The sequence below is a fragment of the Clostridium sp. genome (assembly GCF_036643715.1).
Classification (GTDB): domain Bacteria; phylum Bacillota; class Clostridia; order Clostridiales; family Clostridiaceae; genus Clostridium.
Window position 1 is genome coordinate 1 of record NZ_JAVXRL010000043.1, and the last position, 23,892, is coordinate 23,892.

Genomic DNA, 23,892 nt, shown 5'->3' on the forward strand with positions numbered 1-23,892 from the left:
AATGTTATTCTATATATTCTGTTCAATTTTCAAAGACCATTTTTTCTGTGTCGCATTCAAGCGACTATTAAATATTATCATCGTTTCGACTTATTGTCAACAACTTTTTTCGAACTTTTTTTCAAGTTTTCTTGTTGTTTTCGTTTCGTCATCAGCGACGAGATTTATAATATCATATATACAATTATGTATACATACATAATATTTCATTTACCATAAATTATATATATTTTACTCTTTTTTTCTTCTAATTGCTCTTTTTTTCTAATAATGATACACCAGGCAAAGATTATGGATTTTTTTATCGACATCCTCATAGTTTTCTTTAGTTTCCCTTTAAAATAACTAATTAATATATATTAAAATCAATATATTTTATATTATTGAACAAAAAAATAAAGGCCTTTAGTAGAATTTTATCTACTAAAGGCCTAATATTAATTATTTTTCGTCATCTTCACTAGCTCTATCTAATAACTCTTCAATTGAATTATCTTGGATATTTTCATCCATTCCTAATTCAGTTTGAACTAACTCTTCTTTTTCTTCACTGTCATCACTATTAATTTTAGTTATTGTTACTACTTGTTCTTCATCTAAAGTTCTCATTAACTTAACTCCCATTGTAGCTCTTCCTGTTAATGATACATCTTCGATGTTTATTCTTATAACAACACCGCTAGTATTTATAATCATAAGCTCATCTTCGTTCTTACACATTGTAGCTCCTATTACCTTACCAGTTTTCTCATTAATCTTGTAAGTTAATAGTCCTTTACCACCTCTGTTTTGAACTTTGTATTCACCTATTGGAGTTCTCTTACCGAATCCATTTTCACTAACTACTAATAAGTCTTCACCATCAACTGCTATATCCATACATACAGCAACGTCATCATCGCTTAAGCTTATAGCCTTAACTCCTGATGCAGTTCTACCCATAGCTCTAACATCAGCTTCATTGAACTTAATAGCCAACCCATTTTGAGTAGCCATAATGATATTAGCATCTCCTCTTGTCATCTTAACTTTTAGAAGTTCATCCCCTTCTCTTAAGTTAATTGCAATCAGACCATTCTTTCTTAAGTTCTTGAATTCCTTAAGGTTAGTCTTTTTAACTATACCATTCTTTGTACCCATAAATAGATATCCACTTTCATAGACATCATTTACAGTAAGAACTGTTTCAATTCTTTCGTCTGGTTCTATAGCTATAAGATTTATTATATTAGTTCCCTTAGCTGCTCTTCCAGCTTCAGGTATTTGATACCCTCTTAATTTATATACTCTACCTCTATTTGTGAAGAATAGTATATCTGAGTGAGTTGAAGTTACCATAACATGTTCTACGAAGTCATCTTCCTTAGTAGACATTGCTTGGATTCCTTTACCCCCTCTTTTTTGAGCTGAGTATACATCTGATGAAATTCTCTTAACGTATCCTGAGTGAGTTAATGTAATTACGATTTCCTTCTCTTGAATTAAATCTTCAACATCAATTTCATTTACGTTGTTTTCAATCTTAGTTCTTCTTTCATCATTATATCTATTTTTAATTTCTAATAATTCATCTTTAATTACTGTAAACAGCTTCTCTTCACTTGCAAGAATTGAATTTAAGTATTCAATTTCCTTCATAAGTTCATTGTACTCTTCTTCAATCTTATCTCTTTCTAATCCTGTAAGTCTTCTAAGTCTCATTTCAAGAATAGATTGAGCTTGCTTTTCTGAAAGGCTGAATCTTTCTATAAGAGTGTTTTTAGCTATTTCAGTAGTCTTAGATCCTCTAATAATACTAATAACTTGATCAATATTATCAAGAGCTATCTTTAAACCTTCTAAAATGTGAGCTCTTGCTTCTGCTTTATTTAATTCAAATACTGTTCTTCTAGTAATAACTTCTTTTTGGAACGCTATATAATGATTTAATATTTGTTTTAAATTAAGTACTTGTGGCTCATTATCAACTAATGCAAGCATTGTTACACCAAAAGTATCTTGCATCTTAGTATGCTTATAAAGTAAGTTTAGAACAACACTAGGATTTGCATCCCTCTTTAGTTCTATAACTATTCTCATACCATCTCTATCAGATTCATCTCTTAAGTCAGATATTCCATTTATCTTTTTATCTTTTACTAAATCAGCAATATTTTCTATAAGTCTAGCTTTATTAACTTGGTATGGTAATTCAGTAACTATTATTTTATGTCTATTGTTTTCTTCTTCTATCTCAGCTTCCGCTCTAACAATTACTTTACCTCTACCTGTTTCATAAGCAGATCTTATACCTGATTTACCCATGATAGTTGCCCCTGTTGGGAAGTCAGGTCCTTTTATTACTGTCATTAAATCTAGTATTTCTAGTTCTGGATTATCAATAAGCATTATTGTTCCATCTATAACTTCACCTAAGTTATGAGGAGGTATGTTTGTAGCCATACCAACTGCTATACCTGATGATCCATTAACTAAAAGATTTGGGAATCTTGCTGGTAATACTGATGGTTCTTTTTCTTCACCATCAAAGTTTGGAATAAAATCAACAGTGTTTTTAGTTATATCTCTTAACATTTGACTTGCGATCTTATTCATTTTTGCTTCTGTATATCTCATTGCCGCAGCACTATCACCATCAACTGATCCGAAGTTACCGTGACCATCAACAAGCATATATCTCATTGAGAAATCTTGAGCCATTCTAACTAAAGCATCGTATACTGAAGTATCACCATGTGGATGATACTTACCAAGTACTTCCCCAACGATTCTTGCACATTTTCTATAACCTTTCTCAGGTGCTAATCCTAATTCTTGCATTGAAAATAGAATTCTTCTGTGAACAGGTTTTAATCCATCTCTAACGTCTGGAAGCGCACGACCAACTATAACACTCATGGCATAGTCAATATAACACTTCTTCATTTCGTTTTTTATATCTACGGGTATTACTTTTCCCTCATTAAAACTCATGTACTTCACCTCATATTTAGTACTAAATGTCTAAGTTACTTACTTTCTTAGCATTTTCTTGAATAAATTCTCTTCTAGGTTCAACCTTTTCTCCCATAAGTATTGTGAATATCTCATCGGCTGCCATAGCATCTTCTACAGTAGTTTTTAATAATATTCTTTCTGCTGGATTCATTGTTGTTTCCCATAATTGAGTCGCATTCATTTCTCCAAGACCTTTGTATCTTTGAATGTTAGTTGAATTATCTTTTCCGCCAATTTCAGTTAAGATCGCTTCAAGTTCTTGGTCTGTGTAAGCATAGTAGTCTTTCTTAGATTTTGTAACTTTAAATAATGGTGGCTGTGCTATATAAACATGACCGCCATCTAATAATTCTCTCATGTATCTGTAGAAGAAAGTTAATAGTAATGTTCTTATATGCGCTCCATCTACGTCGGCATCTGTCATTATTATTATTCTGTTATATCTTATTCTTGATATATCAAAGTCTTTTCCTATACCTGCACCAAAAGCTGTTACCATTGATCTTATAGTATCTGAATTTAATATTTTATCTAATCTTTGTTTCTCAACGTTCATGATCTTACCTCTTAAAGGTAATATAGCTTGGAACTTTCTATCTCTTCCTTGCTTTGCTGATCCACCCGCTGAGTCTCCTTCGACTATATATATCTCACATTCCATCGGATCTTTTGATGAACAATCCGCAAGTTTACCTGGAAGTGCTGATCTTTCTAGTACAGTCTTTCTTGTAAGTTCTCTAGCTTTTCTTGCTGCATCTCTTGCTCTTGCTGCCATTAAAGCTTTATCTATTATAATTTTAGCTACTGTTGGATTTTCTTCTAAGAATGTTCCAACACCTTCACCAACTACTGAATCAACTATTCCTCTAACTTCACTATTACCTAGCTTAGTCTTTGTTTGACCTTCAAATTGTGGTTCTCCAATTTTTACTGAAATTACAGAAGTTAAACCTTCTCTAATATCTTCACCTGAAAGATTCTTATCATTTTCTTTTAAATGACCATATCTCTTTGCATAATCATTAAATACTCTTGTTAAAGCTGTTTTAAAACCAACTAAATGTGTTCCACCCTCAATAGTATCTATATTATTTGCAAATGTAAAAATATTTTCAGTATATCCATCATTGTATTGAAGTGCTACTTCAACCATAATTTCATCTTTTAAACCTTCAACATAGATAGGTTCTTCGTGTAGCGGTTGCTTATTTCTATTTAAATAACTTACGAAAGATTTAATACCACCTTCATAGTGATATGTTTCTTCCTTGTCGTATCTCTTATCTATTAAAGTGATATTAATCCCTTTATTTAAGAACGCAAGTTCTCTTAATCTTTGTGAAAGAATTTCAAAGTCGTATATTAGTTCATCAAAGATTTCTACATCTGGCTTGAAATAAACGATTGTACCGTTCTTATCACTTATACCTATTTCTTCTAATCCAGTAACGACAGCTCCTCTTTCGTAGTTTTGCTTCCACGTTTTACCTTCTCTCATTACTGTAACAGAACATTTTTCAGAAAGTGCATTAACAACAGAAGCACCAACCCCATGAAGACCCCCTGATACTTTGTATCCGCCTCCACCGAATTTACCTCCGGCATGAAGTACTGTCATTATAACTTCAACAGTTGGTTTTCCCATCTTTGGATGCATTCCAACTGGCATTCCTCTACCGTCATCTTCTACTGTTATAGAATTATCTTCGTTTATTATAACTTTAATATTATTACAATATCCTGCTAATGCCTCATCTATACTATTATCTACTATCTCATAAACTAGATGATGTAAGCCTCTTGAACTAGTACTACCTATGTACATACCAGGTCTTTTTCTTACAGCTTCTAATCCTTCAAGAACTTGTATCTGACTATCATCATAACTTTGTTTATTTTGTTCCAACATAGATTCCTCCTAAATATTTATTTTCTCTTTTCTTACTGAAGGGTTAATATTGGACTTACGGATTATATTCCAAATCTGTTCTTTTAGTTAAGGTTGATGAAGAAATTGGTGATAGATATATCTTACTTTTCTTATCAACTTCTGCTATAACAAATGATTTTGGTTTATCATCAGTTATTCTTTCCACAAATCCATCTTCTTCTGCCATTCTTAAAAATTGAATTGTATCAGAGCTATACATAGTTGTTTGTAAATCAAAAATTCCAATAACATCTTTTATCGGAACTACAACATTCTCTCCTAAGTGCAAAAACATTTAGAACTCCTCCTTCTACTTAGAGACTCTTCCCTCTTTTACTTTAAATAACTTTGAATCTTTATTTAAATAATCATTCAAATCTTCAATCCCAGTACAAGTTATTATTGTTTGTATATCTCCAATTGAACTTAACACATATTTTTTTCTGTTAAAGTCTAATTCTGACAAGACATCATCTAATAGTAATACTGGATATTCTCCTGTTATTTCTTTTATGATCCTCAAAGATGCAAACTTCATCGTAAGTACTGCTGTTCTCTGTTGACCTTGTGAGCCAAAACTCTTAGTATCAACATTGTTTATATAAACAGAGAAATCATCTCTATGAGGTCCGTGACTTGTTATTCCTTTGTCTACATCACGTTTTCTATTTTTTCTTAATGTTTCATAGAACTCATCTTGGATATTATCAAGATTCCTTATGGTAGAATTGTATTTAAACTCTATATTTTCTTTACCTGAAGTAATCTCTTTATGTATACTTTCAGAGTATTGATTTAGAGATTTTAGATAGGACAATCTTCTTTCTACTATGTATGACCCAAAGCAGGCTAGCTGAAGATCATATACATCTAGCATTTCTAAATCTAGATTTCTATTTTTAAGTACACTGTTCCTCTCGTTCATAACTTTATTGTACTGAACAAGGTTGTAGTAATACTTAGAATCTAACTGGCATAACTCCATATCAATAAATTTTCGTCTAATTCCAGGTGAATCCTTAATTATTTTTAAGTCTTCTGGTGAAAACATAACAACATTAAAGGTTCCAAATAGCTCTCCGATTTTATTTATCTTTATAGAATTAACCTTAATAATTTTTTTACCGTCCTTTAGGATGTTAATATCAATCTTTTTATCTAAGCGATTTTTACCAACACTTACACTTACGTATGAAACATCCCCATTCCAACTTATAAGCTCCTTGTCTCGTGACGTTCTATGAGATTTAGCAAAGCCACAATAATAAATTGCTTCTAGGATGTTCGTTTTGCCTTGAGCATTATCTCCCATAAAAACATTGACATGTCTTCCTAAATCTATTTCTAAATTTTCATAATTTCTATAATTAATTAATTTAAGCTTTTTCACATACATTTATAAACACCCATTCAATTATATCATATTAACAGAATAAAAGCTTATCTTTATAAAATCCAAGACTACTCGAGTGTTTTATTAAATTATATTATTTTATAGCTTTCTTCCTCAAATTCAATTACATCATTAACTCTTAATTTTTTTCCTCTTTGTGTGCAAACCTCACCATTTACTTTTACCATTTCTTCTAAAATGTAAATTTTTGCCTCTGAACCTTGTGATGCTACACCTGCCCATTTTAAAAATGCATCTAATTTTATAAATTCTGTATTAATATTAATTTCTTTCATAATGTAGTATTGAGAAAACATGCATAATTATGTGTATATTTATGCACATTTTCGTCCTCCTTTTTATCTTATTAATCTAACTGGTAATACCAAGTATTTATAATTATCGGCTTCTTTTGCTTTTATTATACAAGGGCTTACACTTGAAGTCATTTCTAGTATAACCTCATCTTCTTCAAAATTCTTTAATACGTCGATTAAGTATCTTGAGTTAAATGCAATTTGAATCTTCTCACCTTGCAGATTTATTAAAACTTCTTCCCTAACCTTTCCCAATTGAGAATTAGAAGTTATAATTACAGCCTCATCTTGGATCTCTAATTTTATTAAATTATTGTTCCCATCTTTAGCCATAAGTGAAGCTCTTTCAATACCATTTTGAAGATCTTGCTTTTTAACAGTTACTGTTAATTTATGTTCTTGAGGAAGTAATGATTTGTAATTTACAAATTTTCCTTCTAGTAGTCTTGAAATAATTCTTGTTTTATTTAAATTAAATAAAATATGATTGTTAGTAAAATTAATTTCAACAAGATCATTAACATCTTCTAATATTTTTGAAACTTCGTTTAAAGTTTTTCCAGGTATTACTTTTTCTATATTTATATCACTATCTAAGTATTCATTTCTAATTGCAAGTCTATATCCGTCAAGTGCAACAAGATTTAAGTTTTTATCTTTAATCTCAAACAGAACACCTTGTAATATTGGTCTAGTTTCATCTTGAGCAATAGCAAAAGATGTACTCTTTATCATATTTTTTAATATGTTTTGTGGAACTTCTACTTTCATATCTTGATTTAGTTTAGGTAACTCTGGAAATTCATCAGCATTCATATAAACAACGTTAAATACTGATTTTTCGCATGTTATTTGAACTGTATCATTTTCTAAAGTTTCTATTTTTATCTCTGAGCTAGGTAACTTACGTATAATTTCTCCAAAGATCTTTGCATCTATAACTATCTTTCCTTCTTCCATTACATCTGCATCAACTTTAGTTTCTATACTAACATCCATATCAGATCCTATTAAAGTTAATCCATCTTTAGTTACGTTTATGTATATACCTTCTAGTACTGACATTGTTGACTTACCAGTAATAGCCTTTTGAACTATTGAGATACCTTCTTGTAATTTTTGTTTTTCACATATAAAAATCATTTATAATCCTCCTTACTTATTCACAGATAAGATTGGTTTAGTTTAGTTAGATAAATATAAAATTTATAGTAATAATAGTAGTAGGGCTTGTGGATATGTTAATAAGTGGCTCAAGCCCTTATAAACTCACAACATTTTATAAAAAAATACTGTGGATAAGTACGTAACATTTAGTATGACTTATCCACAACAATTCACAAGCAAAAAAAAATATATATTTATCCACAGGTAATTATAGAGTTATTATCTACAAGTGTTGATAACTTATTTTTTTGAAAAAAAACTAGCCTTGAGTAAGTTTTTTAGTTAAGTCATCTATTGTATGTTGTAGACTTTCGTCTCTATTTAAATTATCAGAAATTTTTTCATAAGCATGTATTACAGTAGTATGATCTCTACCACCAAATTCTTCACCGATCTTTGGAAGAGACATATCAGTAATTTTTCTACTTAAATACATAGCTATTTGTCTTGGATAAGATACGTTACGTGTTCTTCTTTGGGATTTCAAGTCTTCTACTCTAAGATTGAAATAATTAGCGACTACATCTTGTATTATTTCTATAGTAATATGCTTACCTTGCTTTTTAGATATGATATCTTTTAGCGCTTCAGATGCTAAGTCTACAGTTATTTCTCTATTTGTAAGGGATGAATAGGCAACAATTCTAATTAATGCCCCTTCAAGTTCTCTAATATTTGATTTAATTTTAGTAGCGATATATACCATTACTTCATTAGCTACATTTAATTTTTCTACATCTGCTTTTTTCTTTAAAATTGCCATTCTAGTTTCAAAATCTGGAACTTGGATATCAGCAATTAAACCCCATTCGAATCTTGATCTTAATCTGTCTTCTAATGTAGGGATTTCTTTTGGTGGTCTATCAGATGATAGAATTATTTGTTTATTTGCATCATGCAAAGCATTAAATGTATGGAAGAATTCTTCTTGAGTTCTTTCTTTTCCAGCTATAAATTGAATATCATCTATAAGAAGAATATCTACATTTCTATATTTTGTTCTAAATTCTTCATTTTTATCATCTTTTATAGCATTTATAAGCTCATTTGTAAATTTTTCTGATGAAACATATACAACTTTCGCATTAGGGTTATTTTGTAATACATAATGACCTATTGCGTGCATTAAGTGAGTCTTTCCAAGACCAACCCCTCCATATATAAATAATGGATTATAAGCTTTAGCTGGTGATTCTGCTACTGCTAAAGAAGCTGCATGCGCGAATCTGTTACTATTACCAATTACGAAAGAATCAAAAGTATATTTTGGGTTTAGGTTAGTGTTCATTTCGTCGTTTACTATAACTTTTGTATCTTCTTTTGCTTTTCTAGCTGATTTTTTATTAGCTTTTTCTTCTTCAGTATTTTGAATTTCAGAAGCTATTAAAAATTCAATATTATAAAGCTTAGAACATATAGCTCTTACTGAATTTGCCACTAAATCCTTATATCGTTTTTCAAGTATTTCTTGGGTGAATGCATTAGGAACGCTTACCTTTATAGTATCAGAAGACATAGAAATTGGTTCGCAGCTTTTTATCCATGTGTTAAAGCTTACCTCACTCATCTCACCCTTAATAATATTTAGTGTTTTTTCCCATAATTCTTTCAGCTCTGCATCCATTTCTAATCCTCCAGTCGAAAATTTTTTTAAATTTTATTATTTAAAAATTATGTTAATAACAGGGTAATAACAAGATATCAACAAATTATTAACAAAGCCGAGTTTTTTAAAAAATATGTATATAAAGTTATCCACATGTTAATAATTATGTGGACTTACTTTAGGATAAAAAGTTATCCACAAGTGAACGTAATTACTTTCTCAACAGGCAAAAATATATAGATAGTGCTTATTTTAAAGGTAAAAGCACCTATAATTCTAAATTATCAAGAAAAAAAGAACAAGTTATCAACAAATATATCCACAGCTGTGGATAAGTTATTTCAAATAACAAGTTATTCACAATACATTATCTATGATACCATAAGTAAATGAAGGGATTCAACAAGTTATCCACAATTTTTAAAATATAAACAAACATTTATCAACAAAAACCTATATTCTTGACATAAGAAGGGTATATATATATAATGATAAGGTAAATCTAAAATATAAAGAGAAGTATAGTCATTTGACTGTATTAACTTAAAAAATTTGAAGGGGGTGTAATGTAAATGTTCATGACATACCAACCTAAAAAAAGACAAAGAAAGAAAGAACATGGCTTCAGAAAGAGAATGAAGACTGCTTCAGGCAGAAACATTCTTAGAAAGAGAAGACAAAAAGGTAGAAAAAAATTAACAGCATAAGGGCCGCACTTTAGTGGCCTTTTTTCTACAATGTAGGAAAAAAGGAGTATTGAAATACCTATGTTATATAGATTAAAGAAGAACAATGAATTTAGAACAGTATATAGAAGAGGAAAATCATTAGCTAATAATCTTTTGGTATTATATACTTATAACAATAGAAATAATAACGATTCAGAAAATGGATCTTACAATAAAATAGGAGTTTCTGTTAGTAAGAAAGTCGGAAATAGTGTAGTGAGAAGTAGAAGTAAGAGATTAATCATGGAAAGTTACAGATTAAATGAAGCTTCTATTAAAAAGGGTTTTGATTTCATATTTATCGCAAGAACTAATATGAAGGATAAAGATTTTCACCAAGTGGAAAAAGCTATGCTGAATTTGTTTAAGAAAGCAGGCCTATATAATGAAGAAAGTAATTTTAAAACTAATTAGTTTTTATAGGAAAAATATATCACCCTTAAAAAATCCATGTTGTAGATATGTACCTACTTGTTCTCAATATGCTATCGAAGCTATTGAAAAACATGGGGCATTCAGGGGGAGTCTCATGGCTATATGGAGAATTTTAAGGTGTAATCCTTTTAGTAAAGGTGGATATGATCCTGTTAAATAGAGTATGGGAGGATATAAGAATATGATGACACTATTCAAGCCAATAATTGATTTTTTTACTATCATATTTGATAAGCTTCATACGCTAATCACATCTATTGGAATAACAGATCCAGGATTAGCTTATGTGTTAACAGTTGTAGTATTAACTATAGTAATTAAGACAGCTGTTTTACCATTTAGTATGAAATCAATAAAATCAACTAGAAAAATGCAGGAATTTCAGCCTGTAATCAAGAAGGTTCAAGAAAAGTACAAGAATGATCCACAAAAAGCAAATATGGAAATGATGAAAATATACAAAGAAAATAATATAAGCATGACAGGTGGATGTCTACCAATGTTAATTCCACTTCCAATATTAATGGCTCTTTACTATACATTTAGTAATCCAGAGGTTGTTGCTCAAATTAAAAACGTTAGTTTTTTATGGTTACCTGACTTAAGTGGAAGAGATCCATATGTAATATTACCAGTGCTTGCAGCACTTAGTACTTTTATACCATCATATATGATGACTAAGGCAAATCCAGCAGCAGAATCATCAGGAATGAACATGATGCCAATGAATATTGGTATGTCATTAATGATGGGGGTAATGTCATTTAACTTCCCTTCATTACTTGTTATTTACTGGGTAACTAGTGGAGTATACCAATTAATACAAACATACTTCTTAAATGTTAAACCTGTAATGGCTAAAAAGAAGGAACAAGAAGAAGATGAGACAGTAAAGATAGAGCAAAGTAAGAAATTTGCTATGCCTGATGAATATGTCACTAAGAAGAAGAAAAAGAAATAATTATATAAATTAATATTCTGTGAGAGTTGGTGAATAGGGTATATGAAGTTTATTGAAGTAACTGGTAAAAATGTTGATGACGCAATAAAAAGTGCACTTAATGAATTAAACGTTACTAAAGATAAGGTTGTAATTGATATAATTGATGAAGGCTCAAAAGGCTTTCTTAATCTAATTGGTACTAAACCTGCGAAGGTTAAAGTTACTGTAAAAAGAGACTATATTGATGATGCTAATAAGTTTATTAGAGATGTATTAGATTCCATGGGAATCTTAGCAGAAATTACAATTACAGAAGAGAACAACACAGTAAAGATTGATCTTACAGGTCCTAAAATGGGTTTAATAATAGGATATAGAGGAGAAACTTTAGATTCGCTTCAATATTTAATATCTTTAGTTATTAACAAGGGTCATGATATTCCTTATAAAAAGGTAGTATTAGACACTGAGAACTACAGAGCTAAGAGGGAAGAAACTCTAAAAAGAGTTGCACTAAAGACAGCTAGTAAAGTAAAACGAAGCAAAAGACCTTTTAAACTAGAACCAATGAATCCATATGAACGAAGAATAATACATGCTGCACTGCAAGATAGTGTTGAAATAAGCACTTATAGTGAAGGTGACGAGCCTTTTAGAAGAGTTGTTGTAGCATTAAGTAAGTAAAAGAAAGCCAATGATTTGGCTTTCTTTTTTTCAATTACAATAATTATTAAAAAGAAGCAATATATAGCTTTGACTTATTAAATATAATTCTGTAAAATTGATATTAGTTTTAGTTGGATTATACTATGTAGAAGTTGAAGCTTCTAAGGAGGATAATATATGAAAGAATTCGATACTATATGCGGTATTGCCACTGCTCAAGGCGAGGGTGGAGTAGCGATAATAAGAGTTTCAGGAAATAAAGCGTTAGAGATAGTTGGACGTATATTTAAAGCAAAAAATAATTTTGATATAAATAAAATGAAAACTTACACTATGAAGTACGGAAATATTGTTGATAGTTTAAGTGGCGAAATCATTGATGAAGTAATAATAAGTTACATGAAAGGACCAAGAAGTTTTACAGCTGAAGATGTTGTTGAAATAAACTGCCACGGTGGTGTTGTTTCTACAAATAGAGTTCTTGATGAAGTAATAAAAAGTGGTGCAAGAATCGCAGAGCCAGGAGAATTTACTAAAAGAGCATTTTTAAATGGAAGAATTGACTTAAGTCAGGCTGAAGCTGTTATGGATATTATAAGAGCTAAGACTGATTTAGCTATGAAGTCTGCTATTATGCAAAGTGAAGGATCACTTTCCCAGGAAATAAATAAGCTTAGAGCTTATCTTTTAGATGTTCTTGCGCTTATTGAATATGATGTAGATTTTACAGAAGATGATGAAGAACCAGATGCAACTGTTCCAATAAGAGTTAATGAGAGTCTTGAAAAGGCAATAATTGACATGCGAAAGTTATTAAAAGGAGCAAATGAGGGTAAGATTATAAGGGATGGACTTAAAATGACAATAATAGGAAAACCTAACGTTGGAAAATCATCACTTATGAATGCGTTGCTTCAAGAAAAAAGAGCTATCGTTACTGATATACCAGGAACAACTAGAGATGTTATAGAAGAGTTTATAAATCTTGATGGAATTCCAGTTAAAATAACTGATACAGCGGGTATTAGAGAGACTGAGGATGTTGTTGAAAAGATTGGTGTTGAAAGATCAAGAGAAAAGATTGAAGAAGCTGATTTAGTAGTACTTATGCTTGATACTTCAAGAGATTTAGATGATGAAGATAGAGATATAATAAAAGCTATAGAAAATAAGAAAACAATTGTACTTCTTAATAAAGTAGATTTAGAGCGTAAGCTTGAACTTGAAAAAATAGAAGGATTAGATAACTTCATTGAGATATCAGCAATGACTGGTTTTGGAATAAATGACTTAAAGTCAAAGATTAAGGAATTATTCTTTAATGGAGAAGTTGATAATGAAAGCTTAATTATAACTAATAGTAGACATAAGCAAGCTTTATACAGAGCATTAGAGAATTGTGAAAATGCACAGAATAGATTAAAAATGAATGAGTTCTTAGACTTAATTTCAATATATGTGACATCAGGACTTAGAGCACTTGGAGAAATTACTGGAGCAGAACTTGAAGAAGATTTAGTTAATAAGATATTTACTGAATTCTGTGTAGGAAAATAGGAGGAAGCAGATGAGATACAATGCTGAAGAATATGATGTAGTTGTTGTTGGAGCAGGACACGCAGGATGTGAAGCTGCTTTAGCATCAGCAAGAATGGGATTAAAGACATTAATATGTACAATTAACTTAGAGTCAATTGGAATGATGCCATGTAATCCTAATATAGGGGGAACAGCTAAAGGACATTTAGTTAGAGAAATTGATGCGTTAGGTGGAGAAATGGGTGTAAACATTGATGATACATTCATTCAATCAAGAATGCTTAATACATCAAAAGGACCTGCAGTTCACTCATTAAGAGCACAAGCAGATAAGTTAAAATACCAAGAGAGAATGAAAAGAGTTCTTGAAGCACAAGATAATCTTTACGTAAGACAGGTTGAAGTAGTTGATTTAGTAGTAGAAGACGGAAAAATTACAGGAGCTGTATCAAAAAATGGAGCAATCTTTGGATGTAAAGCAGTAGTATTAGCTACAGGAACTTATCTTAAGGCTAAAATAATTATAGGTGATGTAAGTTATAACAGTGGTCCTAACGGATTATTACCTGCAAATGACTTATCACAAACATTAATAGACCTTGGAATAGAACTTAGAAGATTTAAAACAGGTACACCACCAAGAGTTAATAGAAAATCAGTTGATTTTTCAAATATGGTAGAACAAAAAGGTGATGAAAAGATAGTACCATTCTCATTTATGAATGATAATATCGACAAAGAGCAAATATCATGTTATTTAACTTATACTAATGAAGGAACTCACGAAGTTATTCAAAATAATATAGATAGATCACCAATATATAATGGTTCAATTAAGGGAATAGGACCAAGATATTGTCCATCAGTAGAAGATAAAGTAATGAGATTCCCTGATAAGACTAGACATCAAATATTTGTTGAGCCAGAAGGTGAAGATACATTAGAAATGTATATAGGTGGATTCTCATCATCACTTCCAGAAGATGTTCAAATACAAATGTTAAGAACTATAGTAGGTCTCGAAAATGCTGAAGTTATGAGATCAGCTTACGCAATTGAGTATGATTCAATAAATCCAACTCAATTAAAGCCAACACTTGAATTTAAGAATATTGAAGGGCTTTATGGAGCAGGTCAATTAAACGGAAGTTCAGGATACGAAGAAGCAGCAGCACAAGGTATAGTTGCTGGTGTAAATGCTGCACTAAAAGCTAAAAACGAAGAGCCAATGATATTAACACGTTCTGACGCTTATATTGGGGTTCTAGTGGATGATTTAGTTACTAAGGGTACAAATGAACCTTACAGAATGATGACTTCTAGAGCGGAATATAGACTTCTTTTAAGACAAGACAATGCAGATTTCAGATTAACAGAGATTGGACATAATGTAGGTCTTGTAACTGAAGAGAGATATGAAAGATTCTTAACTAGAAAAAATAATATAGATAATGAAGTAAACAGATTAAAAAATCTACAAATAACAAATAAGAAAGAAAATAATGATTTCTTAGTTAAATGTGGTTCAACAGAACTTAAAAAGCCTATAAGCTTTTATGAGTTAATAAAGAGACCAGAAGTAGATTACTTCTCATTAGTAGAACTTGACCCTGAAAGACCAGACTATCCGGATAACGTCGGTGAACAAATAAACATAATGACTAAGTATGAAGGATATATAGTTAATCAGTTAGAACAAGTTGATCAATTTAAAAAGTTTGAAAAGAAACTTTTACCAAGTGATATAGATTATAATGATGTTAAGGGATTAAGAACTGAAGCAATGCAAAAACTAAATTCAGTTAGACCTATAAGTGTAGGTCAAGCATCAAGAATTTCAGGGGTTTCACCTGCTGATATATCTGTACTTTTAATTTACTTAGAATATCATTATGGAAAGAAATCAAATAGCGATAATTAGGCCCATAAAGGAGGATAATATGGACTTTTACGATATAATGAAAATAGCAGCAGATGAGGTTAACATAGAATTTAATGAAGATATGTATAATAAATTTATTAAATACATGAGACTAGTTCAAGAATGGAATCAAAAGATTAATCTAACTGCAATTACTGAAGATGAAGAGTTTATAAAGAAACATTTTATAGACTGTATAAAAGCTTTCAAAAGCCCAGAATTAAAAGGAGCTAAAACTGTAATTGATGTCGGTACTGGAGCAGGTTTCCCAGGACTACCAATAGCTATATTGAGAGATGATATAGAAGTTACACTATTAGATTCTTTAAACAAGAGAGTTAATTTTTTAAACTTAGTTGTTAAAGAATTAGGTTTAAAAAATGTAAAAACTATTCACTCAAGAGCCGAAGATGGTGCAAGAAATAAGGAGTTAAGAGAAAAATTTGATATAGCAACTTCAAGAGCTGTTGCAAATATGGCAGTATTATCAGAATTCTGCCTTCCTTATGTTAAAATATCAGGATATTTTGTTGCTTTAAAAGGACCTGCAATTGAGGAAGAATTAGAAACTAGCAAGAAGGCGTTAAGTGTACTTGGGGGAAAACTATTAAGAGTTGATGAGACTTTAATAGAAGAGACTGATTTAAATCACAATATAGTTGTTGTTGAAAAAATAAAGGAATGTCCAAAGACATATCCAAGAAAAGCAGGAACTGTAACAAAAAAACCAATAAAATAGTAGTTAAAGTAAATTAATGTTAAAATTTACCATTTTAAATCGATTAATGACAGAAACTTTATAAAAGAAAAAGAAGGAAAAAAATGGTAAGTATCGAATTTTAATATATATAGATAAAAGATTGGAAATTTATAAGGGATGGGTTGTGTCAATATGAATAATGAAATACTAAAAATTGATATTAAAGAGATAATACCAAATACATATCAGCCGAGAAGATACTTTAATGAGGAGGCTCTAATTGAGTTATCAGAATCTATAAAAACACACGGTATAATTCAACCAATAACAGTTAGAAAAAGAGGGGAATTTTACGAGCTAGTTGCAGGGGAGAGAAGATGGAGAGCTGCAAAGATTGCGGAACTTTCAGAAGTACCATGTAACTTAATAGATATTACAGATACTCAATCAGCTGAAATAGCTTTATTAGAAAACTTACAAAGAGAAGATTTAAATTTCATTGAAGAGGCTGAAGCGTATTACAATTTAATTCATGATCATAGATTTACTCAAGAACAATTGGCAACTAGAATGGGAAAAAAACAATCAACAATAGCTAATAAATTAAGAATTTTAAAGCTAAGTGATAAAGTTAGAGAGTTATGCGTAGAAAATAACTTAACAGAAAGACATGCAAGAGCATTACTTTCTATACAAGATGAAAAGCTACAATTAGGTATAATTAAAAAAGTTATAAAAGATAGCTTAAATGTAAGACAGACAGAAGAGCTTATTAATAAGGAATTATTAAAACTTGCAGGAAAAGAACTTAACGGAAAAACTAAAAAGAGAATAACATCAGTATTCCCTGCTAAGTTATATGTTAATACTATTAAACAAGTATTTGATAAATTTAATATACCAGCTAAATATGAAATGAACGATCATGATGAGTATATTCAAATAACAGTTAATATACCTAAAAATAAAAAATAATAATAAAAAAAATCACTAAAAAACTTTGTTTTTTAGTGATTTTTTTTTATTATTTAGAACTAATGAATTATTAATCAAGAAAACCTGAAAAAACTATTAAGAATGTATTGTTTTGTAAGTTTTAGCTTTAATTATTATTTAAAAAAATATATAATATAGTATAGGAGAGGGGGTGTAAGGCTCTAGGAATAATTAGAGCTAAATATGAAGAAAATTTGTATATTTAATCAAAAGGGTGGAGTTGGTAAAACAACTACAAATATTAATTTAGCTTCTTATCTTGCAATGGCAGGTTATAAGGTCTTAACAATAGATATCGATCCTCAAGGTAACACTACAAGTGGACTAGGATTGGATAAAAGAAATCTTGAGTTCTCAATGTATGATGTAATAACGTCTGATATTAGTTTAAGAGATGTAATAATACATAGTGATCTTATTTCGAATCTATATATAGCACCATCTACAATGGAGCTTGCTGGAGCTGAAGTAGAAGTTATAGCAAAAGGAAATAGAGAGAAAATACTTACAGATAAGATAGACGAGGTAAAAGATGAGTTTGACTTTATTTTTATAGATTGTCCACCATCATTAGGAGTTTTAACTATTAATGCGTTGACAGCCTGTGATTCAGTATTGATTCCGATTCAATGTGAGTTTTACGCTTTAGAAGGGGTTGGACAGTTAATTAACACAATTAAGTTAATTAAAAAATCCTTGAATCCTAAAATTAAGATAGAAGGAGTAATCATGACAATGTATGATTACAGAACTAATCTTAGTAATGAAGTATATAATGAAGTTAAAAAGTTCTTTGACAATAAAGTTTATGAAAATACAATACCAAGAAATATTAGATTAGCAGAGTCTCCAAGTTTTGGATTACCAATTATGCTTTACGATGAAAAATGTAAAGGAGCAGATGCTTACTCAAAGTTAAGTAAAGAATTTTTGAAAAGGCAGAAGGTGAAGGGTGAGAAGAAATGAGTAAAAAGTTTGGATTAGGTAAGGGTTTAGGGGCATTAATTCCAGATGAAGTAAAGATAGAAACAATAGAACCAAAAGAAAGCAAAGAACAAAAAACATTAATACCTTTAAATAAAATAGTTAACAATTCAGATCAACCAAGAAGATTTTTTGATAGCGATAATATAGCAGAGCTCGCAGAATCAATTAAAAATCACGGTATTATTCAACCACTTATATTAAGACAAGATGGAAATAAGTATGTTATTGTAGCTGGAGAAAGAAGATGGAGAGCTGCAAAGATGCTTAGTCTTAAAGATGTTCCCGCAATAATAATGGATTTAACAGATAAAGAAGTTTTAGAAATTTCTTTAATAGAAAACATACAAAGGCAAGACTTGAATCCTATAGAAGAAGCTTTAGCTTATAGAAAGCTAATTGATGATTTTAACTTAACACAACAAGAATTAAGTAGTAGAATAGGAAAATCAAGAGTTGCAATTACAAATACGATGAGATTAATTAATTTAGATGAAAGAGTTCAACAATATTTAATTGAAAGTGTTATTTCAGAAGGACATGGAAGAGTATTACTTGCAGTTGAAGATAAAGATCTTCAATATGAGTTAGCTCAGAAGATAATTGATGAAAAAATTTCAGTTAGAGAACTTGAAAGATTAATAAAATCATTAGCAAATAAAACTGAAGATAAACCAAAAAATGAAAAGACAGATATGAATCCTTATTTTAAAGATGTACAAAATAAATTGCAAGATCATTTTGGTACAAAAGTGAATATTAATTCAAAGAATAAAAAAGGAAAAATAGAGATAGAATATTATTCAGATGATGACTTAAATAGAATTTTAGATTTAATGAATATGTAATGTTTCACGTGAAACATTTTTGGGAAAAGGAAGGACGGAAAAAACAGTGGAAAATTTAATGGCAAATTTAGAAAATTATTTACCTTATATATTAATAGGGGCAGGAATAATAATTCTAATACTTTTAATTTTTGTTATAATCTTATGGAGATCAGTTAGTAGATTAGAAAACAAATATAGAAAGTTAATGAGAGGTACTAGCAATAAAAATCTTGAAGAACTTATAAATAGTAAGTTAGAAGATGTAGAAAGAGCAGCAGACGCAGCTAACGAAGCAGCTAAATTATGTGAAGACTTAAGAGTTGAAGTTAGAGGATGCGTTCAAAAAGTAGGAATAATGAGATACAAAGCTTTCGAAGATGTTGGAAGTGATTTAAGTTTCTCAATAGCAATGCTTGACGGACATAATGATGGAATAGTATTAACAGGACTTTATGGAAGACATGATAGTACTACATATGCTAAACCAGTAGATAAAGGTATTTCAAGATACGAGTTATCAGAAGAAGAAGCACATGTATTAAAAGAAGCAATGAATAGTAAGTAACAAAAAGTCGTTTACCTAAAGGTAAACGACTTTTTTAATGGGGGGAATATTTATAACTATAAAAAATAGGGGGATAGCATATAAATTATGACCTGAATCCTTGGGTTAAGTTAATATCACTACATAATAACTTATTTATTGAATAAGAAATTCCTTTAGCAATATTTTCAGCTATTGTATTAACTGTATACAACCTTGTATTTTGTAATACCATAAATTCAAACTTACCGGATACATTAACAATTCCAGTAATACTCAAATCACCAACAGGTGGTAAATTTTTATCTAAAGCTAGCCCAGGGAATAATGGGGTGTTTTCTATGAAAATCTTACCAATATTATGGAAAGACCCAAGGGATGCATCAATTGCAATTATATAGGGATCATTAAAATTGTCCTTAATTTTATCTAATGTTTCTTGTAAATTTTGAGAGTGAACAGGATATTCTAAAGAGCCATAAACATGAATCTTTTTACTTTTTATGTGTTTTAAATGGTGTCCAACTAGAGGTCCTAAAGAATCACCAGTACACCGATCAGATCCGATACATAAAAATATAACTATTCTGTTATCATCAAAAATTGGTTTTAAACTATCGTAAATATGATTACCTATATCATTGAATGAATTATCTTCGATACCATCCACGGAAAAAACTTTTTTCATAAAAACAACCTCCTTATATAGAAATTATTTCCATACAAGGAGGTTTTTATTCATAATTTAAAATAAATCTTTTTTTGCTCTTTTTAACACATCTAATGTATAGTCTATTTCTTCTTCTGTATTAAAATAAGATATACTTAATCTAACAGTACCATTTGGAAAGGTTCCAATTGTTTCATGGCATTTAGGTGCACAGTGTAATCCAGAACGGTTACTTACTCCATTATCTTCAAGGTAGAAAGAAAGTTCTGATGTATCTACGTTTTTTAAATTAATAGATAGTGAGGTGGTTGAATTAATTCCTGATATGTCACCGTAAACTTTATAACCATTAATATTTAAAATACCGTTTAATAATTTCTTATATAAAAAAGAATTCTTAGCTCTTATTGTATTAACTCCTACTTCATCAATAAAGTTTATTGCATTAGAAAGTCCAACAATACCTGGAATATTTAATGTACCACACTCAAATTTATCTGGCATGAATGTCGGTTGATGCAAATCGTGGGAAAGGCTACCAGTTCCCCCTTCTACAATGGTAGAACAATTAGCATTAAGGTCTTCATCAATTATGAAGCCACCGATGCCCTGAGGTCCAAGTAAACTTTTATGTCCAGTAAATGCTAATGCGCTTGCTCCAATCTCTTTAAAGTCTATTGGAATAGTTCCAGCAGATTGAGCTGTATCAACAATGAAAAATATTCCGTGTTTCTTACATATAGCTCCAACTTCTTTAATTGGTTGGATAGTTCCTATAACGTTAGAAGCATGAGTTAAAACAATAAGCTTAGTATTGTCTTTAATACAGTTTTCTATATCTTTAGGATTTATGAATCCTTCTGAGTTTCCATTTACAAAGTCAACTTCAACACCAATATTTTCTCTGCAAGATATTATAGGTCTTACAACAGAATTATGTTCTAATGATGATGTTATGACATGATCACCTTTTTTTAAAGTACCTTTAATTAACATATTAAGTGATGTTGTAATATTATTTGTAAATACTACGTTTTCTATTTTATCGTAGTTGAAAAATTTAGCTACTCGCTCTCTAGCCATAAAAAGTTCTCTATTACTTTCTAAAGCATTTGAATTGTTAGAACGATTTGCATTTCCACCTACATTAACTAAATAATTATAAATTGAATCCACTACAACTTTTGGTTTAGGAAAAGTTGTACTTGCGTTATCTAAATATACTTTCATATTCGACATCCTTTAACAAAATAATACATAAAATCCATAAATTATGAAACAAATCCCTATAACGTATAGGAGATAAGTTAAAAGCTTTGACGCGATACCCCCAACATCTTTTTTCAACAGTTTTAAGCCTTTTGATGCTAATACATTTAATATAATAAACCAAGTTACACTACCAATTAACATAAATAAAAATGCTATGCAGAAAAATAAATGTCCATCAGCTCTCCATATGTTTATAACTGTTCCACTTAATGCTAGCCAGAAAGAAAATGTAATTGGATTAATAAATGTTATTAAAAATCCAGATAGGAAACCTCCAAGCCTTGAGTTATGAAGCAGTCTAGTAATACTTGATTCTTTTTGTGAATGTTTAGCAAATAGTATAAGCACAGCACCCGATATAACCCAGAATATTCCCTTGTATAAGTAGTTTTCTTCTAATATTGAAAATAAACCTAAGTTTATTATTGTTAAGTATAGGTAATCTGCAAATATAGCACCAATTGAAACTTTAAATCCGTGCCAAAAACCTTTACTTATAGACCTGTTAACGGACTCTAATCCAGCAGGTCCTAAGGGAATTGAGGCGAATATACCTGTTAGAAATCCTATGCTAGCCGCTTTTATAATGTGTACCATAGTATTCTCCTTTTTAATAAAAAATCCACCTATATTAATTATAGAACAAATAATCACATAATTCATCTAATAAGAAAAAAGAACATTATATTTCTTTATAAAATCCGTAAATTATATATAATATAAATTATATAAATAAATTTTATCAAAAGGAGAAATGTATGAAGTATTATATTGTAGTATTTAAGAACACACACGATGCAATGGCAGGTGAAAAATTTTTAAAAGAAAAAGAATATACTTTTAGAATAATGCCAACACCAACATCAATAACACAAAGCTGTGGTATTTGCATAAGAGTTGAGGACGAAAAAGATATTAATAGAATAAAAAATGAAGAATTTGAATATAAAAATATATATTGCAGAGAAGGATCTAGCTATACAGAGTTTAAATAATAGTATGTGGGGGGAGAATATAAGTGGATTACTTATTATTAAAAGAAATTTATAGTGGAGATGGAGTAAAATCAAGCCTTTTAAAAGTTTTAGAAGACAATATAGATTTCATTCTTTCAAAAGGGCTTAAAATCATAATTGTTATCTTTGCTATGTTTGTAACAATAAAGATAGGTAATAGAGCTATAAAAAAGTTTGTTGATAGACAAGTTGAAAATCCGGATTCTAAGTTAACTATGAACACACAAAAAGCAAAAACTTTAGGTGGAGTTATGCATAGTGTGCTAAAGTATTCGGTTTACTTTATTGGAATTGCGATTTTACTATCTGATTTATTTAAAGGTGTATCATTGACCTTTGCAAGTATCGGAGGTTTTGCTGTTGGTTTTGGAGCTCAAGCATTAGTTAAGGACCTTATAAATGGATTCTTTATATTGTTTGAAGATCAATACGGGGTAGGAGATTACGTTACTATAGGTAATTTTGAAGGAATAATAGACAGCATGGGTATAAGAACTACAGTACTTAAAGATTTTAATGGAGACCTTCATTTGATTCCAAATGGATCTGTAAACATAGTAACTAACCATTCAAGGACAAACATGAGATTTATGGTTGATGTTTCAATAGCGTATGAAGAAGATATTGATAATGCAATTGAAGTCATCGAGAGCACTTGTAAGATCTTTGAAAGTATACATGAGGAAATACATGAAGAGATAGTAGTATGGGGTGTTACAGAGCTTGGTTCATCAGGAATCAATATAAGAACAGTAGGCTTTAGTGAACCGATGTCACAATGGGCAATGGAGAGAAAACTAAGAAAAGCCATAAAAGAAGCTTTAGATGAAGCTAATATAGAAATTCCATACAATAAGACTGAAGTTATTATGAAACAAGAAGTAAATTAGGGGAGGGATAACGGTGATAGAAAATTTTGAATTAGGCGATATAGTTGAAATGAAGAAGCAACATCCATGTGGAGAGAAAAATTTCGAAGTAACAAGAGTTGGGGCAGATGTTAAGATAAAATGTGTCGGATGTGGAAGAATAATCATGTTACCAAGAAATAAATTCCAAAAAGGGGCAAAAAAAATAGTACAAAAAGCAAAAATTTAATAAAAATCCTTGAAAAAGTAAATACAAAATGTTAAAATTAGAACTTGTAATCCCTGCTGTACAAAGTACAGCCGTTAGTCCGAGGGGAGGAGGTGAAAATGATGAGAAAGTACGAAACTATATTCATACAACACCCATCA

The 23,892-nt window shown here is 30.1% G+C and carries 25 protein-coding genes; 15 read left to right on the plus strand and 10 right to left on the minus strand.

Annotated features, from left to right (window positions below; genetic code table 11):
- Positions 1-441: 441 nt before the first annotated feature.
- The 7 genes from gyrA to dnaA all read right to left on the minus strand — a co-directional run bounded on the left by gyrA (position 442) and on the right by dnaA (position 9,428).
- Positions 442-2,973, minus strand: coding sequence for a DNA gyrase subunit A (gyrA, locus tag RSF37_RS11500; protein ID WP_332564546.1), 2,532 nt, complete (start codon positions 2,971-2,973; stop codon positions 442-444).
- 22 nt (positions 2,974-2,995) lie between these two features.
- Complete coding sequence (gene gyrB, locus RSF37_RS11505) at positions 2,996-4,906, minus strand: DNA topoisomerase (ATP-hydrolyzing) subunit B (protein ID WP_332564547.1); 1,911 nt, start codon at positions 4,904-4,906, stop codon at positions 2,996-2,998.
- A 55-nt stretch (positions 4,907-4,961) separates the two neighbouring features.
- The gene (gene remB, locus RSF37_RS11510) at positions 4,962-5,222 is read right to left on the minus strand and encodes an extracellular matrix regulator RemB (RefSeq protein ID WP_039312332.1); all 261 of its coding nucleotides are present in this window, start codon (positions 5,220-5,222) and stop codon (positions 4,962-4,964) included.
- 15 nt (positions 5,223-5,237) lie between these two features.
- Entirely contained in the window at positions 5,238-6,323 is a 1,086-nt protein-coding gene (gene recF / locus RSF37_RS11515) for a DNA replication/repair protein RecF (RefSeq protein ID WP_332564548.1), read from the minus strand.
- Between the two features lie 86 nt (positions 6,324-6,409).
- Positions 6,410-6,616, minus strand: a complete 207-nt coding sequence (gene yaaA, locus RSF37_RS11520; protein ID WP_332564549.1) for a S4 domain-containing protein YaaA — start codon at positions 6,614-6,616, stop codon at positions 6,410-6,412.
- A gap of 63 nt (positions 6,617-6,679) precedes the next feature.
- Positions 6,680-7,780: a DNA polymerase III subunit beta gene (gene dnaN / locus RSF37_RS11525; protein WP_332564550.1), complete on the minus strand. Its 1,101-nt coding sequence runs from the start codon at positions 7,778-7,780 to the stop codon at positions 6,680-6,682.
- Between the two features lie 283 nt (positions 7,781-8,063).
- Positions 8,064-9,428 (minus strand): chromosomal replication initiator protein DnaA, encoded by a 1,365-nt coding sequence (gene dnaA / locus RSF37_RS11530; protein WP_332564551.1) that lies wholly within the window; start codon positions 9,426-9,428, stop codon positions 8,064-8,066.
- A gap of 554 nt (positions 9,429-9,982) precedes the next feature.
- On the opposite strand from dnaA, the gene rpmH reads away from it, so the two are divergent.
- The 12 genes from rpmH to RSF37_RS11590 all read left to right on the plus strand — a co-directional run bounded on the left by rpmH (position 9,983) and on the right by RSF37_RS11590 (position 19,717).
- On the plus strand, positions 9,983-10,117 hold the full coding sequence (gene rpmH, locus RSF37_RS11535; protein WP_024614019.1) for a 50S ribosomal protein L34: 135 nt from the start codon (positions 9,983-9,985) through the stop codon (positions 10,115-10,117).
- Positions 10,118-10,177: 60 nt separating this feature from the next.
- A complete protein-coding gene (gene rnpA, locus RSF37_RS11540; protein WP_332564552.1) occupies positions 10,178-10,552 on the plus strand; it encodes a ribonuclease P protein component in 375 nt (124 codons plus the stop codon).
- Positions 10,524-10,733, plus strand: coding sequence for a membrane protein insertion efficiency factor YidD (gene yidD, locus RSF37_RS11545; RefSeq protein WP_332564553.1), 210 nt, complete (start codon positions 10,524-10,526; stop codon positions 10,731-10,733). Before rnpA ends, yidD begins: the two co-directional genes overlap by 29 nt.
- Positions 10,734-10,754: 21 nt before the next feature.
- Complete coding sequence (yidC, locus tag RSF37_RS11550) at positions 10,755-11,534, plus strand: membrane protein insertase YidC (RefSeq protein WP_332564554.1); 780 nt, start codon at positions 10,755-10,757, stop codon at positions 11,532-11,534.
- A gap of 42 nt (positions 11,535-11,576) precedes the next feature.
- Positions 11,577-12,200, plus strand: a complete 624-nt coding sequence (gene jag / locus RSF37_RS11555) for an RNA-binding cell elongation regulator Jag/EloR (protein ID WP_332564555.1) — start codon at positions 11,577-11,579, stop codon at positions 12,198-12,200.
- A gap of 159 nt (positions 12,201-12,359) precedes the next feature.
- A complete protein-coding gene (mnmE, locus tag RSF37_RS11560) occupies positions 12,360-13,739 on the plus strand; it encodes a tRNA uridine-5-carboxymethylaminomethyl(34) synthesis GTPase MnmE (protein WP_332564556.1) in 1,380 nt (459 codons plus the stop codon).
- A 10-nt stretch (positions 13,740-13,749) separates the two neighbouring features.
- Complete coding sequence (gene mnmG, locus RSF37_RS11565) at positions 13,750-15,642, plus strand: tRNA uridine-5-carboxymethylaminomethyl(34) synthesis enzyme MnmG (RefSeq protein WP_332564557.1); 1,893 nt, start codon at positions 13,750-13,752, stop codon at positions 15,640-15,642.
- 19 nt (positions 15,643-15,661) lie between these two features.
- A complete protein-coding gene (rsmG, locus tag RSF37_RS11570) occupies positions 15,662-16,381 on the plus strand; it encodes a 16S rRNA (guanine(527)-N(7))-methyltransferase RsmG (protein ID WP_332564558.1) in 720 nt (239 codons plus the stop codon).
- 153 nt (positions 16,382-16,534) lie between these two features.
- Positions 16,535-17,317, plus strand: coding sequence for a nucleoid occlusion protein (gene noc, locus RSF37_RS11575; protein ID WP_332564559.1), 783 nt, complete (start codon positions 16,535-16,537; stop codon positions 17,315-17,317).
- Positions 17,318-17,521: 204 nt separating this feature from the next.
- Positions 17,522-18,304, plus strand: a complete 783-nt coding sequence (locus RSF37_RS11580) for a ParA family protein (protein ID WP_332564560.1) — start codon at positions 17,522-17,524, stop codon at positions 18,302-18,304.
- Positions 18,301-19,170, plus strand: coding sequence for a ParB/RepB/Spo0J family partition protein (locus RSF37_RS11585; protein ID WP_332564561.1), 870 nt, complete (start codon positions 18,301-18,303; stop codon positions 19,168-19,170). Before RSF37_RS11580 ends, RSF37_RS11585 begins: the two co-directional genes overlap by 4 nt.
- A gap of 46 nt (positions 19,171-19,216) precedes the next feature.
- The gene (locus RSF37_RS11590; RefSeq protein WP_332564562.1) at positions 19,217-19,717 is read left to right on the plus strand and encodes a DUF4446 family protein; all 501 of its coding nucleotides are present in this window, start codon (positions 19,217-19,219) and stop codon (positions 19,715-19,717) included.
- Between the two features lie 85 nt (positions 19,718-19,802).
- Here the strand turns inward: RSF37_RS11590 and yyaC are convergent, their stop codons facing one another.
- Genes yyaC through RSF37_RS11605 form a run of 3 tightly spaced genes read right to left on the minus strand, consistent with a single transcriptional unit; the run spans position 19,803 to position 22,235 of the window.
- Positions 19,803-20,384 carry a spore protease YyaC gene (yyaC, locus tag RSF37_RS11595; RefSeq protein WP_332564563.1) on the minus strand — a complete coding sequence of 194 codons (582 nt, stop codon included), beginning with the start codon at positions 20,382-20,384 and terminating at the stop codon, positions 19,803-19,805.
- A 57-nt stretch (positions 20,385-20,441) separates the two neighbouring features.
- The gene (locus RSF37_RS11600) at positions 20,442-21,596 is read right to left on the minus strand and encodes an aminotransferase class V-fold PLP-dependent enzyme (protein ID WP_332564564.1); all 1,155 of its coding nucleotides are present in this window, start codon (positions 21,594-21,596) and stop codon (positions 20,442-20,444) included.
- A gap of 12 nt (positions 21,597-21,608) precedes the next feature.
- Positions 21,609-22,235 carry a LysE family translocator gene (locus tag RSF37_RS11605; RefSeq protein ID WP_332564565.1) on the minus strand — a complete coding sequence of 209 codons (627 nt, stop codon included), beginning with the start codon at positions 22,233-22,235 and terminating at the stop codon, positions 21,609-21,611.
- A gap of 161 nt (positions 22,236-22,396) precedes the next feature.
- Between RSF37_RS11605 and RSF37_RS11610 the strand changes: the two genes are divergently transcribed.
- The 3 genes from RSF37_RS11610 to RSF37_RS11620 are packed head-to-tail and all read left to right on the plus strand — an operon-like array spanning position 22,397 to position 23,752.
- Positions 22,397-22,633, plus strand: coding sequence for a DUF3343 domain-containing protein (locus RSF37_RS11610; protein ID WP_332564566.1), 237 nt, complete (start codon positions 22,397-22,399; stop codon positions 22,631-22,633).
- Between the two features lie 23 nt (positions 22,634-22,656).
- Positions 22,657-23,544, plus strand: coding sequence for a mechanosensitive ion channel family protein (locus RSF37_RS11615; RefSeq protein ID WP_332564567.1), 888 nt, complete (start codon positions 22,657-22,659; stop codon positions 23,542-23,544).
- Between the two features lie 13 nt (positions 23,545-23,557).
- A complete protein-coding gene (locus RSF37_RS11620) occupies positions 23,558-23,752 on the plus strand; it encodes a DUF951 domain-containing protein (protein ID WP_332564568.1) in 195 nt (64 codons plus the stop codon).
- The last annotated feature ends 140 nt before the right edge of the window (positions 23,753-23,892 follow it).